The sequence below is a fragment of the Paraburkholderia sp. BL9I2N2 genome (genome assembly GCF_004339745.1).
GTDB lineage: Bacteria > Pseudomonadota > Gammaproteobacteria > Burkholderiales > Burkholderiaceae > Paraburkholderia.
In genome coordinates, this window is sequence record NZ_SMGP01000005.1 from 275831 (window position 1) to 290557 (window position 14727).

The following is a 14727-nucleotide window of genomic DNA, read 5'->3' on the forward strand; positions in this document are numbered from 1 at the left end:
ACAGCATCAAAAAAGCCGCTTCTTGAAGCGGCTTTTTTTACGGCGTAACGATGTCGAACTCAGCGTGCGAGGGACGTCAGATCCCAGCGAGGCTTCACCGTGAACGCGTAGTCCTTGCCCGATTGATCGGGCCAGCGTTGCAGTCGCAAGGCACCGGCCAGTGCGATCATCGCGCCGTTGTCCGTGCACAGCGACAGGTCCGGATAGTGCACGTAGAAATTGCGCTTCTTCGCGGCAGCGGAAAGCGCCTCGCGCAATTGCCGGTTCGCGCCGACCCCGCCCGCGACGACCAGCCGGTTGAGCTTCGTCTTCTTGAGCGCGGCCAGCGACTTCGCCGCCAGAACCTCGACAGCCGCGTCGACGAAACCGCGCGCCAGATCGGCTTTCGCCTGCTCGCAGATATTCGAGCCGCCCAGCTTCTTGGCGTGCGTGAGGACAGCGGTCTTCAAGCCGCTGAAGCTGAAATCCAGGTCGCCGGAATGCAGCATGGGACGCGGCAGGACCACCGCGCCCGGCGTGCCGAATTCGGCCATGCGCGAGACTTCCGGGCCGCCCGGGTAACCGAGGCCGAGCAGCTTGGCGGTTTTGTCGAAGGCTTCGCCGGCTGCGTCGTCCAGCGTTTCGCCGAGCGTCTCGTAGACGCCGACGTCAGTCACGCGCATCAGTTGCGTGTGACCGCCGGACACCAGCAGCGCGACGAACGGGAACGGCGGCGGCTCATCCACCAGCAACGGCGAGAGCAAATGCCCTTCGAGGTGATGAATGCCGATAGTCGGCTTGTCCCACGCCATGGCCAGCGAATTGGCGACGCTCGCGCCGACCAGCAGCGCGCCCGCGAGACCCGGGCCTTGCGTATAGGCGATCGCGTCGATGTCGCCGCGGGCAGCGCCGGCGCGTTCCATCACCTCTTCGAGCAGCGGCAGCGCACGCCGGATGTGATCGCGCGACGCCAGTTCCGGCACCACGCCGCCGTACTCCCGATGCATCGCAATTTGCGAATGCAGCGCGTGCGCAAGCAGGCCGCGCTCCGTGTCGTAGAGCGCGAGACCGGTTTCGTCGCAAGAGCTTTCGATGCCGAGAACGAGCATGATGGGTCGCTTGAGTGGACGCCGGATTAACAAAACCCAGGCGCCCGACAGTGAGAAGGCAAGCCTGAAAGTATAGCAGTGCGGGCAAGGCGCCGCCGACGCGCGGGTACAATGCGGCCCCATGGAATCCTTCGATATCGCAGTGATCGGCGCAGGCGCGGCCGGCATGATGTGCGCGGCCGTGGCCGGGCAACTCGGCCGTCGCGTGGTGCTGATCGACCACTCGCAGCGTCTCGCGGAGAAGATCCGCATCTCCGGCGGCGGCCGTTGCAACTTCACGAATCTGTATGCCGGCCCGGCCAATTACCTGTCGGCCAACCCGCATTTTTGCCGCTCGGCGCTCGCGCGCTACACGCCGCGCGACTTCATGGCGCTGCTCAAGCGCCATCACGTGACGTGGCACGAGAAGCATAAAGGCCAGCTCTTCTGCGACCAGTCGAGCGACGCGGTCATCAATGTGTTGAAGCACGAGTGCGACGCGGGCCGCGTGGCATGGCGCACGCCGCTGTCGGTCGAGCAGGTGCGGCAGGATCCGGAAGGGCGCTTCACGCTGGATACGCAGTCGGGGCCAATCATGGCGCGCGCGCTCGTGGTCGCAACGGGCGGACTGTCGATTCCCAAGATCGGCGCCACCGATTTCGCCTACCGTCTTGCCAAACAGTTCGGCCACAAGCTGATCGACACGCGCCCCGCGCTAGTCCCGCTGACCTTCGCCGCAGCCGACTGGGAGCCGTTCGCGGCGTTGTCCGGTGTCTCGCTGGAAGTGCAACTGGCGACCGGCAACAAGAAGACCGGCGCCGAGTTCAACGAAGACCTGCTGCTCACCCACCGCGGCCTTTCCGGCCCGGGTGTGCTGCAGATTTCGAGCTACTGGCAGCCCGGCGAGCCGATTCACATCAACCTCTTGCCGGCCCAGGACGCCACGACCGCCTTGCTCGAGGCGAAAACCGGCACCAAGCGTCAGATCGCCAATCTGTTGTCGGAATGGGTGCCGCAGCGGCTCGCCCATGTCTGGCTCGAAACCCATCAGATTTCCGCCGAAGCCCGCGTGGCCGATTTGCCGGACAAAACCCTGCGCCGCGTCGGCGAAGCCCTGTCGCGCTGGACGCTCACCCCCAACGGCACCGAAGGCTATCGCAAAGCCGAAGTGACGCGCGGCGGCATCGACACGCGCGACCTGTCGTCATCGACGATGATGAGCGCGCGCGCGCCGGGCTTGTACTTCATCGGCGAAGCTGTCGACGTAACCGGTTGGCTGGGTGGCTACAACTTTCAATGGGCGTGGGCATCGGGTGTGGCGGCCGGCCAGGCGGCCGCGGAGTATGCCAGAGGGGCTTGACGGCGCTCTGGCTTTGTGAGAAAGCTCTGCTATACTCCTGAACCTTTACAAAGTTCCGTTATTGAAAAATGACGACCATCCGCGTAAAAGACAACGAGCCGTTCGAAGTCGCCATGCGCCGGTTCAAGCGCACCATGGAGAAAAACGGCTTGCTGACGGAACTTCGCGCTCGCGAGTTTTACGAAAAGCCTACGGCTGAGCGCAAGCGTAAGAAGGCGGCTGCGGTGAAGCGTCATTTCAAGCGTCTGCGTGGCCAGATGCTGCCAAAGAAGTTCTACTGATTCTGGCGTTGCCGCGGTTCCCGTTGAACGGAGCGGCGACATTCAACCGGTGAGGGCGCGACAGGTGCCATCACGGAAAACACGGCCCTTCGGGCCAGCCGGCAGGGTCGCAACCACAACGCACAGTGTGCCAACCCGCTTGAGGAAGCAGTCCCAAGCGGGTATTCGTGTTGATGCGCGTGTTGATGCAATTAGCCTGGCCGGTTTTTCAAATTCCAACGCATTCAGGTGAGTGATGAGTCTCAAGGACCGGATCAACGACGATATGAAGGCCGCCATGCGGGCACGTGAGACCGAGCGCCTCGGCACGGTCCGTCTGCTGCTCGCCGCGATCAAGCAGCGCGAAGTCGACGAGCGCATTACGCTCGACGACACCGCGATCACCGCGGTCATCGACAAGATGATCAAGCAGCGCAAAGACTCGATCAGCCAGTTCGAAGCCGCTGGCCGCACCGATCTGGCCGACAAGGAAAAGGCCGAGCTGGCGATCTTGTCTGCTTATATGCCGGAACAGATGTCCGAGGCGGAGATCGTTGCCGAAGTGCAGGCCGCGGTGGCGCAAACCGGCGCAGCCGGCCCGCAGGACATGGGCAAGGTGATGGGTGTGCTCAAGCCGAAGCTGGCCGGCCGTGCCGACATGACCGCTGTCTCGGCGCAAGTCAAAGCCGCGCTCGCGAAGTAAATTCCCGTATTTCCGCGCTGTGCATGCCGTTATTTCGACGGCGCGCGCGGCGCTGAGTTTTTAGGCAGCGTCATTTACTGTGATTCCTCCGTCATTCCTGCAGGACCTGCTCAACCGCGTCGATATCGTCGACGTGGTCGGCCGGTATGTGCAGTTGAAAAAGGGCGGCGCGAACTTCATGGGGCTGTGCCCGTTCCACAACGAGAAAAGCCCTTCGTTTACGGTTAGTCCGACTAAGCAGTTCTATCACTGCTTCGGCTGCGGCGCGCATGGTACGGCCATCGGGTTCCTGATGGAACACGTCGGTTCATCGTTTCCGGAAGCGGTCAACGAACTGGCGCAGTCGGTCGGCTTGACGGTGCCGAATGAGCCATCGCCCGGCTATGGCGGCGGCGGTTCCGGCGGCGGCTATGCGCCGGCGGCGTCCAAAGCGGTTACCACCGCGCTATCCGATGTCATGCAGACCGCCTGCGACTTCTACCGCAAGCAACTGCGCAGCGCGCCGGTCGCGATCCAGTACCTGAAGAAACGCGGCTTGACCGGCGAGATCGCGGCCCGTTTCGGGCTCGGCTATGCCCCGGACGGCTGGCAGAACCTCGAAGCGGCCTTTCCGAACTACCGCGACGATTCGCTGGTCGAATCGGGTCTGGTGATCGTCAGCGAAAAGTCCGACGCTCAGGGCCAGAACCGCCGGTACGACCGCTTTCGCGAGCGGGTCATGTTCCCGATACGCAATGTGAAAGGTCAGGTGATCGGCTTCGGCGGCCGCGTGCTCGACGGCGGCGAGCCCAAATATTTGAATTCGCCCGAAACGCCTTTATTTAACAAGGGCAGCGAGCTGTATGGGCTGTTCGAGGCGCGTCTGGCAATTCGCGAGCAGCACTACGTGCTGGTCGTGGAAGGCTATATGGACGTGGTCGCGCTGGCCCAATTGGGGTTCCAGAACGCGGTCGCCACGCTCGGCACGGCCTGCACGCCGATTCATGTGCAGAAACTGATGCGCCAGACCGACACGGTCATCTTCAGTTTCGACGGCGATTCGGCCGGCCGGCGCGCCGCCCGGCGTGCGCTGGACGCCTGTTTGCCGCATGCGGCGGACAACCGGACCATCCGGTTCCTGTTTTTGCCGTCCGAGCACGATCCGGACAGCTATGTGCGTGAATTCGGCACCGAGGGTTTCGCCGAGCAGGTCGAGCGGGCCATGCCGCTGTCGCAGTTCATGCTGAACGAGGTGCTGACCGGCAAGGAGCTGGATCAGCCGGAAGGCAGGGCCCGCGCGCTGTTCGACGCCAAGCCGCTGCTGCAGGCGCTGCCGGCCAACGCGCTGCGCGCCCAGATCATGCATATGTTCGCCGACCGGCTCGACGTGCCGTTCGACGAGGTCGCCGCGCTATGCGAGGTCGATTCGCGCATCGCGGCGGCGGCCCGCGCTGCGCCGGCCCGCAAAGACCGGCGCAGTGTGACCGGGATCGAGGAAAAAACGCTGCGCAATCTGGTGATGTATCCGCGCACGGTGTCCGTGCTGGACGAAGAGGCCGAACAGGCTCTTCTCACGGTCACGCGGCACGGCGAGTTGTTCGAGGAAGTGACGACGCACGCGCGTGCGCTGGGCGATTCGGCGGAGTTTCAGTTGTTGTCCGACCTATTGCGAAACGGCGCGAACGCCCCAACTTTCGAGGAAATCTTTCGCAAAATTCTAGACTATGATGAAAACGTCCGGGATTTACTGCTGAAGGACCCGGAAGATGCGACCGTCATCGAGGAACGGCGCGAGCAGGAACGGATTGTCGGCGAGGAACTGAAGGCGGCGATCCTGAAGATGCGGTACGACGCTTACTGCGATCGTCTCGAGCAGCTTTCGCGGCAATCCCGGCACACGCCGGAGGAGTTTGCGGAGCTGTCGGAGCTTAATCGGAAGCGGGCTGACATGAAGCGCCAGCTCGGGCTGTAGGCGGAGCGCAGGAAGCCTGGGTGGTATAATAAAAGGTTTCCAGCGGTTTGTTTTTCAAGGGTTTTCCTAGCAAAGGCGAAAAGGCGATGCGATGGCAAAGACTACGGGCGGAACTACGGACGGAAAGAAAACAACAGGCACGAGCTCCACGGAGCGGACCAGAAAGGTCACCGAGGCCAGGTTAGTTTCTTCCACCAGAAAAACGTCTGCGGTTAGCGTTGCACCGGTTGCCGGGAAGAAGTCCTCGACCACTTCGGCTGCGCGAGCGGAGCCGGACAGGGCGGCGAAAGTTGTAGCAGTACCGGCCACGAAGGGGTCGGGTGTCAGAAGCGTAAGGGAAGCGGCTGCCGCGCAGGACGATGCGGTAGTGCGCGAGGTTCCAGTATCCACGGTTCAAACGGCTGTTGTCCACCAGCCGCGAGTCGAGACTACAGCCGGTACGGCGAACTCCATGACGAAAAAGCTGAACGAAGTACCCGTCGATGACGACGCAACCCAAAGCGAAGAAAGCCCCGCGGCTGTTCCAGCCAAGGTGGAAAAGGCCAAGGCTCGCGATCGTCGTGCAAAGGAAAAAGCGCTGCTGAAAGACGCTTTCGCGTCGTCACAGCCGGGCACGGTCGAGGAACTCGAGGAACGCCGCTCCAAACTGCGCGCGCTGATCAAGCTCGGCAAAGAGCGCGGCTTCCTGACGTACGCTGAAATCAACGACCACCTGCCGGACAACTTCACCGAGACCGAGGCGATAGAAGGCATCATCAGCACGTTCAACGACATGGGCGTGGCGGTGTATGAACAGGCCCCGGACGCTGAAACGCTGCTGCTGAACGACAACGCGCCGGCGGCTTCGTCGGACGACGAAGTGGAAGAGGAAGCGGAAGTTGCGCTGTCCACCGTCGACTCGGAATTCGGCCGCACCACCGACCCGGTCCGCATGTACATGCGCGAAATGGGCACGGTGGAGCTGCTCACGCGCGAAGGCGAAATCGAAATCGCCAAGCGGATCGAAGACGGCCTGAAGCACATGGTGATGGCCATCTCCGCGTGCCCGACCACGATCGCCGACATCCTGGCGATGGCGGAGCGCGTCGCGAATGAGGAAATTCGCATCGACGAACTGGTCGACGGCCTGATCGACGCCAATGCGGAAGACGCGGACGGCTTCTCCGCGCAGGAAGCGGAAGCGATCGAGAGTGAAGACGAGGAAGTCGAAGAGGACGCGGAAGAGGACGAGGAAGAAGACGACGGCACGGCGCAAGCCACGGCTAACGCAGCGCAGATGGAAGCGCTCAAGCGTGCGTCGCTCGAAAAATTCGCGATGATCAGCGAATGGTTCGACAAGATGCGTCGCGCGTTCGAGAAGGAAGGCTACAAGTCCAAGTCGTATCTGAAGGCACAGGAAACGATCCAGAACGAGCTGATGACGATCCGCTTTACCGCGCGCACCGTCGAGCGTCTGTGCGACACGCTGCGTGCGCAAGTGGACGAAGTGCGTCAGGTCGAGCGTCAGATCCTGCATACGGTGGTCGACAAGTGCGGCATGCCGCGTGCGGAATTCATCGCGCGTTTCCCGGGCAGCGAAACGGACCTCGAATGGGCCGACAAGATCGTCGGTGAGGGTCACGCGTATAGCGCGATCCTCACGCGGAACATCCCGGCCATTCGCGAACAGCAGCAGCGTCTGCTGGATCTGCAAGCGCGTGTCGTGCTGCCGCTGAAGGACCTGAAGGAAACCAACCGTCAGATGGCAGCGGGTGAACTGAAGGCGCGTCAGGCGAAGCGCGAAATGACCGAGGCGAACTTGCGTCTCGTGATCTCGATCGCGAAGAAGTACACGAACCGTGGTCTGCAGTTCCTCGACCTGATTCAGGAAGGCAACATCGGCCTGATGAAGGCGGTGGACAAGTTCGAATATCGTCGTGGCTACAAGTTCTCCACGTATGCAACGTGGTGGATCCGTCAGGCCATTACGCGTTCGATCGCGGACCAGGCGCGCACGATCCGGATTCCGGTTCACATGATCGAAACGATCAACAAGATGAACCGCATCTCGCGTCAGATTCTGCAGGAAACCGGTCTCGAGCCGGATCCGGCAACGCTGGCCGAGAAGATGGAAATGCCGGAAGACAAGATCCGCAAGATCATGAAGATCGCGAAGGAGCCGATCTCGATGGAAACGCCGATCGGTGACGACGACGATTCGCATCTGGGCGACTTCATCGAAGACAACAACACGGTTGCGCCGGCCGACGCCGCTTTGCATGCCAGCATGCGCGATGTCGTGAAGGACGTGCTCGACTCGCTGACGCCGCGTGAAGCGAAGGTGCTGCGCATGCGTTTCGGTATCGAGATGAGCACCGATCACACGCTCGAAGAAGTCGGCAAGCAATTCGACGTGACGCGTGAACGGATCCGTCAGATCGAGGCGAAGGCGCTGCGCAAGCTGCGTCACCCGAGCCGTTCGGACAAGCTGAAGTCGTTCCTCGAAGGGAATTGATCGAAGCGGGCGTTGGTTGCAAATGATGTAGCGGTTTGAAGGGGCCTCGCGGTTGTTTCGCCGTAGCGAAGCGGTTGCGAAGGCCCCTTTTTCGTGTAGTATGTCGGCCAATCAACGAATAGGCCCGGCCTTCACGACCGGGTCTTTTTTCTTGGGCCGGACGCCGTGCTGGTTGCAGGCAGCGGACTCATAATCCGCCTCCGAAAGGACACCGTCGGTTCGAATCCGACCCGGCCCACCATCGATGCTAAGAAAGGGTTCCGATAATGTCGGAACCCTTTTTGTTTTTATGGCGTGAAGCGGATATCGGGCGCGGCAATATGTCACTTTCGCTGCGCTATTAATCTACGCATGGCGGATTTCTATCCGGTTGGGTGAAAGACGTTCATCGCCGCATTGGCGGGATTTTCCAAACGCTTCGGACCGGATGTTGTGAGTTAAGCGGGCGTGTTAAGCGGCGCATTTCACGTCGCAGCAATATCGTCATTCCTTCTGCCGTTGCCGGCGCAAACTCCGTTCGATTCAATCCCTCTTTTGCAGGATTCGCCTCGTCATCTCGTTGCTTCCGTTTCGCGCTCCGGCGCACAGACGCCATTGCGATAGCGGCGCTAATCTGAGTAGCAGTCGGCCCGAGGTCCGGTTAGTGAGAGTGGCATGTCGTTTGCATAAGCTCGGCGTCCAAACCATATCAATAACGAGAACGATCATGCGACCTGACCACACCGCTACTGAGTTTGTGCAGACTCGACCCTTGCTGGCCACTCCGCTGGAAGGTGCCGGTGAGAGTGCGCCGCAACGACAGCAGTTCAGTGCGTTGGCACGCGCCACCTTCTGCTTTGCCTGGCTGTTCGGGCTGGAGCCGTTCCTGACCGGTTCGGATGACGAGATGCCGCGCTCGCGGCCGGATAGCCATTAGTCTCGTGACAGGGCGCGGCGTATTCAGTCGCGCGATTGGGCGTTGAAAGTTTCGGCGTACACGGGGCAATTTCTACAGCCGGACATCAACCGATCGAGACGGCGGCGCGATTCGGCTGTGGCGCCAAGACCTCGGGAATAGCCGTTGCGCGCTGAGTGTTGGGAGATATTCCCACCTCAGGACGCTCATCATGCAAACCGATCCGACTATCGACCCCGTTGCCGACCCCGCCAACCAGCCGCTCGATGAACCCGACGAGCAGCCGCGTCCGTTGCCAGGCGTGCCGCCCGAAACCGATCCGCTTGCGCCGGGCCGCTTCTCCCGAGGATGAGGACGCGCTCCGGCGATCGCACGACAAGCCATAAGGCCGTGCTCGCCGGGAACTAGGGAAACTCCGTGTAAAAAATCGCACGTTCGTGCCGTTCAATGGAGGCGGAAGGCTGTTCGATGTATGCCATCCGCTTTCAGCACGGGTTTTTGTCACGCGGCGGTTGGCGCCGCATTTCACCTCCGGGCAACGCCCGTGCTGAAGGCTTTCCCCTTCGACGCGCGGGCTCGCGAAGCGCGCGGAATTGCCCCTGCAACTTCCATTTAGTTCATTCCGCTCCGCAGAGACATTAATGGCCAGTTCAATGACACTGGCGAATCCGGTTTGAATCAAACGACTCCATTCATTTAATTAAGTTCCCGGTTTTCTAAAATAAATTAACATTGAACTGAATGGATGCGGCCTAATTGCCTCATTTCCGGGCAGTCAGAAGTTTCTGATTGTTTAATCGTTCCGACCCGATTACGACGGAAATATGAAAACCCTGTTGCATACACACAACTGACAATATTGAGAAGTTGCAAATTACTTATGTTCAGAGCAGCTGCGACACTTGCCTAATTTTGCAATTAATGCCGGAAAAACAAAGACTTAATGCCTGCGGCAATTAGATTATTGCTGATTCTGAAAAATCCTGTTGCGTGAATTGCCGGCCTCGCTACCAGGGTGTCCCCCTACACTCACGCTTCGTTTCAAGGGTGCCCGGCTGATCCGAAACGGGTCGGCGACAGGGCGGCAGTGGGTGCGATGCATGCGCTGCCGAGGCAGGTCCCGCTCCCCGCGTAAATTTATCGAACAGGAGTCCCACGCATGAAAAAGAGTCTCATCGTCGTCGCGGTTGCCGCATCGTTCGCTTCCGTCGCTCACGCACAAAGCAGCGTGACCCTGTATGGTCTGCTGGACGCGGGCCTGACGTACACGAGCAACGTCAACCACAATTCGAAGTGGGCAGCTGGTAGCGGCGGCATCAACCAAAGCATGTTCGGTCTGCGCGGTTCGGAAGACCTGGGCGGCGGTCTGAAGGCAATCTTCACGTTGGAAAGCGGCTTCAACATCAACAACGGCAAGTTCGCTAACAACAACGGCATGTTCAACCGTCAAGCGTTCGTCGGTCTGTCGAGCGCGCAATTCGGTACGGTCACGCTGGGCCGTCAATATGACGCAGCTCAAGACTACCTGGCACCGCTGACCGCAACGGGCAGCTGGGGCGGTACGTACTTCGCACACCCGTTCAACAACGACAACCTGAACACGAACGGCGGCTACGCAGTCAACAACTCGATCAAGTACTCGAGCGCTAACTACGCTGGCTTCACGTTCGGCGGCACGTACGGCTTCTCGAACCAGGCTGGCGCATTCGCAAACAACCGCGAATACAGCGTTGGTGCTGCATACCAGTGGCAAGGTCTGCACCTGGGTGCTGCTTACGCACAGCAAAACAACCCGGGCGCAGGCAACACCGGTGCTTCGGACGGTTCGTACGTCAACGCACTGGCAGGCAACGTCGGCAACTTCCGTCAACGTGAATTCGGCGTTGCTGGTTCGTACGCTTTCGGCCCGGCTACCGTCGGTCTGGCATGGACGCAATCGCGTTCGGACAACTTCACGGCTGGCCAGCAATCGCTGCGCGCTAACAACTACGAAGTCAACGGCAAGTACAACGTGACCCCGGCTCTGGGCCTGGGCGTTGCTTACACGTTCACGGACGGCAAGGGCTACGGCGTTGGTGCGAACGGTGGTTCGGAGTCGGTGCGTTACCACCAGATCGGCCTGCAGGCTGACTACTCGCTGTCGCGTCGTACGGACGTCTACGCTCAAGCCGTGTACCAGCACGCAATGGGCGACGGCGGTGTCGCTTCGATCTACAGCGGCGACAACACGCAACTGCCGTCGTCGTCGAAGAACCAGACGGCTGCTACGGTCGGTCTGCGTCACCGCTTCTAAGCTTCAGCAGAAGCTGGTTGTTGTACGAAAAGGTGCCGTTCGCGGCACCTTTTTTTATGCGCGCGCGATTCGATGGTCGGCGCCCGGCGTGAATATGCCGGATGCCGCGCGCCTTGCTGGGCTCGAGCGGCCCTGCGTGCCTTAGAAAATCGTACGCAGACCGAGCGCAACGCCGGTCTGATTGCTCTTGCCCGGTAATTCGACCGACGCAGCGCCCGATACCTTGTCGAAATCGACCGTGCCGTACACCTCGGTGCGCTTGGACAATGCGTACTCAGCCAGCGCCACCAACGTATAGCGATTGCCGCTGCCCAGTTGTCCGTTGCCGATCGCCGCATTGGACATGTGGTCGTAGTACGCTGCGCCCGTCAGCGTGAGTGCGGGTGTTGCCTGCCACGTCACGCCGGCGAATGGACCGTTGTCGACGCGGCCCGAACCCTTCAGGATATCCACGCCGGGCACGAGCGTCTGCTGCGCCAGCGCGCTATCGACGAAGCCGGTGTCGTCTTTCGAATGCAGATAGCCGACGTACACCTTCGCCGTGCTAAACGCATACACGGCGTTCGCGTTGAAGATGGTCTGCTTGTGATTGCTGTTGTCGCTGTTCTGCTGCACGCCGCCTGCAACGCTCAACGGGCCGGCCACATACGACAACGTGAAGCCGTACATCGAGCCCGCGCCGAGATGGCCCGGCACCTGGCCGGAGAAACCGCCCGCGCCGGTCGATTCCGAGTTGGTGCCGAACGAGTACATCGCGGCCATGGTCAGGCCTTTGTACGTGCCGGTGTACTTGATGGCGTTGTCCGCATAGAGTCCTGCGCCGAGCGCGCCCGGCAGCCACGAGTTCTCGAAGTAGTTGCCGACCGTGAGCGGGTCGTAGGTGTCGCCGAGCAGGTCGAACAACGGTGTCTTCTGACGGCCCAGCGTGAGCGTGCCGTATTGGCTGCTCAGGCCCACATACGCATTGCGGTTGAAGAGCCGCTGGCTGTCCGAGGCGGAACCGTCCTGCAGATTGATGCCGCTTTCCAGATCGAAGATCGCCTTCAGCCCGCCGCCCAGATCCTCCGAACCGCGCAGACCCCAGCGGCTGTTGGTGATCGCGCCGTTCGTCATGAACAGGCGGCCATCGTTTTTGGCGTTGGAGTTCGTCAGATAGCGAACGCTCACGTCAGCGACGCCGTACAGCGTGATCGAGCTCTGTGCCGAGACTTGCTCGGAGGTCATCGCGAGGGCGGCGCCACCCACGATGGCGGCGGTCTTGAGGAGTCTTATTTGTCTCACTGGCATTCCTGCTTATGTGGTTATGGATTTTTCATTCAAGTCCGGCGCGCGCAAGCTGACCATGCGCCGGCGCGCCGATGATAGACCAGCACCCTCGTCGCGCCAAAAGTCCTTTAGCGCAATAACTTATTGCAGTTTCTGACAATTATTCGGGTCCGTCTGACAAGAGTTAACCTTCGCGGAAGCGTGCTTCGGTTAGTCTGAAATCCATTGATTGATAGACGCTATTTCGCGGCGACGCCAGCCTGTACGCGGCGGCCGCGCGCTTTTACCGCATGGATAATTCCGCCCGAAAGACGCAACCTCATTTGCCGACCAATCACGATCTCACTGACGAGCAATGGCATCGCATCGTGCCGCTGCTGCCTGAAATGAAGGCCCTTGGACCTCGGCGCGGGCGTCCCAGCATCGATATCCGCTGGGTGGTGAATAGCGTGATGTGGGTGCTGCGCGCACGCGCGCCCTGGAGCGCGATGCCGGAGCGCTATGCGCCGTATCAGACGGCGCATCGCTACTATCTGCGCTGGAAGAAGTCGGGCGTGCTGGCCGACATCGTGTTCACGCTGTTCGGGACCGACGCGATTCTGGAGCGGCCTGTTACGCGAAGGAGCGGTGTGAGTGCTGCATAGCTAGCGGCTTCGCAACGGCAAATAAAAAGGCTGTCGCCGGGTTCCCGGCGACAGCCTTTCTTTAATCGGTCAGAAGGTCTGCGGATCTGGAAAGACCGACCGTCACTCAATCACGCAGTTTGCTCGACCTTGAATACGGCGACGGCATGTCGCAGTTGTTCGGTCTGCTCATCGAGCGAACCGGCCGCGGCGGCGGCCTGCTCGACGAGTGCGGCATTGCGTTGCGTCACATCGTCCATCTGACGGATGGCAAGATTGACTTCGCCGATACCTGAACTCTGTTCCTTCGAAGCCGCCGAAATCTCGTTCATGATGGCCGTCACGCGGCGCACCGCGTCGACCACCTCGCCGATCGTGCTGCCCGCTTTGCCCGCGAGCGTCGAGCCTTCGCCGACTTGCGCGACCGACTGATCGATCAGCACTTTGATTTCCTTGGCCGCTGTCGCGCTGCGTTGCGCGAGATTGCGCACCTCGCCCGCGACCACCGCGAAGCCGCGGCCTTCTTCGCCGGCGCGCGCAGCTTCCACCGCGGCGTTCAGCGCCAGAATGTTGGTCTGGAACGCGATCCCCTCGATCACGCTGATGATCTCGCCGATCTTGCGCGAACTATCGGTGATGCCCACCATTTTCTCGACGACGTCGTTGACCACCTGGCCACCGCGCGCGGCGATGGCCGACGCGTCACCGGCCAGTTCGGACGCGGTCGCCGCGTTGTCGGCGTTCTGCGTGACGGTCTTGGTGAGTTCGTCCATGCTCGCGGCAGTCTGCTGCAACGACGCGGCCTGTTCCTCGGTGCGGCTCGACAGATCCAGATTGCCGGCGGCGATTTCTTTCGAAGCGACGGTGATCGTCTCCGCCGACGTCTTGATCCGCGCGACGGTGGCCGCGAGTTGATCGCGCATCTCACGCAACGAGAACAGCAGGCTCGACTTGTCGTCGCGGCGCAGGTCGATGCGCGTGGCCAGATCGCCGCGCGCGATCTGCATCGCAATCGAAGCCGCCGCGGAAGGCTCGCCGCCGATCGAGCGCGACACGCTGCGCACCACGCGCGACGCCACGAACGACACCATCACGCCCAACACCACCAGCATGCCGGCCGAGCGCGCGAGTGTCGTGTAGAACTGCGCCTGGATGTCGTCCATGTAAGCGCCGGCGATGAAGTCCCAGCCCCACGGGGCGAAGCGCTTCACATAACCGATCTTCTCGCTAGGCGTCGTCTCGCCGGGTTTCGGCCACCAGTAGCGCAGGTAGCCGGCGCCGGCCGCCGAACCGCCGGCCTGGGCGATGTCGTGATACAGCGCGTTGCCTTTGGCGTCGCGAAAACCGCTCATGTCCTTGCCGTTGAGCTTCGGGCTCATCGGATGATCGATCATGACCGAATCGCTGCGCACGATTGTCACGTAGCCGGATGCACCGTAGCGTTGGGCATTGACGCGGGCAATGGCTTGTTGCTTCGCGTCGTCGGCGGAGAGCTTGCCGGCGTCGGCCTGCTTCGCATAGTCCGCGACGATCGATGCCGCCATGTCCGTGACGTCGGCCAGATCCGCGCGCCGTGCGTCCATTTGACCGTTACGTGCTTCGTACGCGTTCACAACGGTCACGATCAGGAGCGCAGCCCAGCACAGCAGCAATGGCACCCACAATTTCTGTTTCAGTGTCAGACGGTTCATTATCGGATTCGACAATACGTTGAGCTCGGAATAGGGAGAGGCTGCAATCTGCGCTGCATAGCTCGCATAACGGCGCGTGCGGCGCTTTCTTTATCCGGTTGCTCAAAAAACAGTCGAACGGCCG

The 14727-nt window shown here is 61.2% G+C and carries 12 protein-coding genes and 1 tRNA gene; 10 read left to right on the top strand and 3 right to left on the bottom strand.

The window, feature by feature from the left end; genetic code table 11:
- Positions 1-59: 59 nt before the first annotated feature.
- Positions 60-1088: a tRNA (adenosine(37)-N6)-threonylcarbamoyltransferase complex transferase subunit TsaD gene (gene tsaD, locus B0G74_RS42885; protein ID WP_132383742.1), complete on the bottom strand. Its 1029-nt coding sequence runs from the start codon at positions 1086-1088 to the stop codon at positions 60-62.
- Between the two features lie 121 nt (positions 1089-1209).
- On the opposite strand from tsaD, the gene B0G74_RS42890 reads away from it, so the two are divergent.
- From B0G74_RS42890 to B0G74_RS42925, 9 genes are all read left to right on the top strand, one after another.
- Entirely contained in the window at positions 1210-2427 is a 1218-nt protein-coding gene (locus B0G74_RS42890) for an NAD(P)/FAD-dependent oxidoreductase (protein WP_132383744.1), read from the top strand.
- Between the two features lie 68 nt (positions 2428-2495).
- The gene (gene rpsU, locus B0G74_RS42895; protein ID WP_028196180.1) at positions 2496-2708 is read left to right on the top strand and encodes a 30S ribosomal protein S21; all 213 of its coding nucleotides are present in this window, start codon (positions 2496-2498) and stop codon (positions 2706-2708) included.
- Between the two features lie 235 nt (positions 2709-2943).
- Positions 2944-3390: a GatB/YqeY domain-containing protein gene (locus B0G74_RS42900; RefSeq protein WP_011490548.1), complete on the top strand. Its 447-nt coding sequence runs from the start codon at positions 2944-2946 to the stop codon at positions 3388-3390.
- A gap of 79 nt (positions 3391-3469) precedes the next feature.
- Positions 3470-5341, top strand: coding sequence for a DNA primase (gene dnaG / locus B0G74_RS42905; RefSeq protein ID WP_132383746.1), 1872 nt, complete (start codon positions 3470-3472; stop codon positions 5339-5341).
- A gap of 91 nt (positions 5342-5432) precedes the next feature.
- A complete protein-coding gene (gene rpoD / locus B0G74_RS42910) occupies positions 5433-7835 on the top strand; it encodes an RNA polymerase sigma factor RpoD (protein WP_132383748.1) in 2403 nt (800 codons plus the stop codon).
- 153 nt (positions 7836-7988) lie between these two features.
- Positions 7989-8076 (top strand) — tRNA-Ile (locus B0G74_RS42915).
- Between the two features lie 465 nt (positions 8077-8541).
- Positions 8542-8751, top strand: coding sequence for a hypothetical protein (locus B0G74_RS42920; RefSeq protein ID WP_132383750.1), 210 nt, complete (start codon positions 8542-8544; stop codon positions 8749-8751).
- 190 nt (positions 8752-8941) lie between these two features.
- On the top strand, positions 8942-9082 hold the full coding sequence (locus tag B0G74_RS46105) for a hypothetical protein (RefSeq protein ID WP_165924048.1): 141 nt from the start codon (positions 8942-8944) through the stop codon (positions 9080-9082).
- Positions 9083-9889: 807 nt separating this feature from the next.
- Positions 9890-11023: a porin gene (locus tag B0G74_RS42925; protein WP_132383752.1), complete on the top strand. Its 1134-nt coding sequence runs from the start codon at positions 9890-9892 to the stop codon at positions 11021-11023.
- Positions 11024-11164: 141 nt separating this feature from the next.
- Here the strand turns inward: B0G74_RS42925 and B0G74_RS42930 are convergent, their stop codons facing one another.
- Positions 11165-12247 carry a porin gene (locus B0G74_RS42930; protein WP_243658587.1) on the bottom strand — a complete coding sequence of 361 codons (1083 nt, stop codon included), beginning with the start codon at positions 12245-12247 and terminating at the stop codon, positions 11165-11167.
- Positions 12248-12579: 332 nt separating this feature from the next.
- Between B0G74_RS42930 and B0G74_RS42935 the strand changes: the two genes are divergently transcribed.
- Positions 12580-12933: a transposase gene (locus B0G74_RS42935; protein WP_132383756.1), complete on the top strand. Its 354-nt coding sequence runs from the start codon at positions 12580-12582 to the stop codon at positions 12931-12933.
- 110 nt (positions 12934-13043) lie between these two features.
- Here the strand turns inward: B0G74_RS42935 and B0G74_RS42940 are convergent, their stop codons facing one another.
- Complete coding sequence (locus tag B0G74_RS42940) at positions 13044-14603, bottom strand: methyl-accepting chemotaxis protein (protein WP_132383758.1); 1560 nt, start codon at positions 14601-14603, stop codon at positions 13044-13046.
- Positions 14604-14727: the final 124 nt, after the last annotated feature.

Excerpts from the sequence above, each read along its gene's own strand:
- tsaD (WP_132383742.1), bottom strand. The coding sequence starts at position 1,088 with ATGCTCGTTCTCGGCATCGAAAGCTCTTGCGACGAAACCGGTCTCGCG.
- B0G74_RS42890 (WP_132383744.1), top strand. The coding sequence starts at position 1,210 with ATGGAATCCTTCGATATCGCAGTGATCGGCGCAGGCGCGGCCGGCATG.
- rpsU (WP_028196180.1), top strand. The coding sequence starts at position 2,496 with ATGACGACCATCCGCGTAAAAGACAACGAGCCGTTCGAAGTCGCCATG.
- B0G74_RS42900 (WP_011490548.1), top strand. The coding sequence starts at position 2,944 with ATGAGTCTCAAGGACCGGATCAACGACGATATGAAGGCCGCCATGCGG.
- rpoD (WP_132383748.1), top strand. The coding sequence starts at position 5,433 with ATGGCAAAGACTACGGGCGGAACTACGGACGGAAAGAAAACAACAGGC.
- B0G74_RS42920 (WP_132383750.1), top strand. The coding sequence starts at position 8,542 with ATGCGACCTGACCACACCGCTACTGAGTTTGTGCAGACTCGACCCTTG.
- B0G74_RS46105 (WP_165924048.1), top strand. The coding sequence starts at position 8,942 with ATGCAAACCGATCCGACTATCGACCCCGTTGCCGACCCCGCCAACCAG.
- B0G74_RS42925 (WP_132383752.1), top strand. The coding sequence starts at position 9,890 with ATGAAAAAGAGTCTCATCGTCGTCGCGGTTGCCGCATCGTTCGCTTCC.
- B0G74_RS42930 (WP_243658587.1), bottom strand. The coding sequence starts at position 12,247 with ATGACCTCCGAGCAAGTCTCGGCACAGAGCTCGATCACGCTGTACGGC.
- B0G74_RS42935 (WP_132383756.1), top strand. The coding sequence starts at position 12,580 with ATGGATAATTCCGCCCGAAAGACGCAACCTCATTTGCCGACCAATCAC.
- B0G74_RS42940 (WP_132383758.1), bottom strand. The coding sequence starts at position 14,603 with ATGAACCGTCTGACACTGAAACAGAAATTGTGGGTGCCATTGCTGCTG.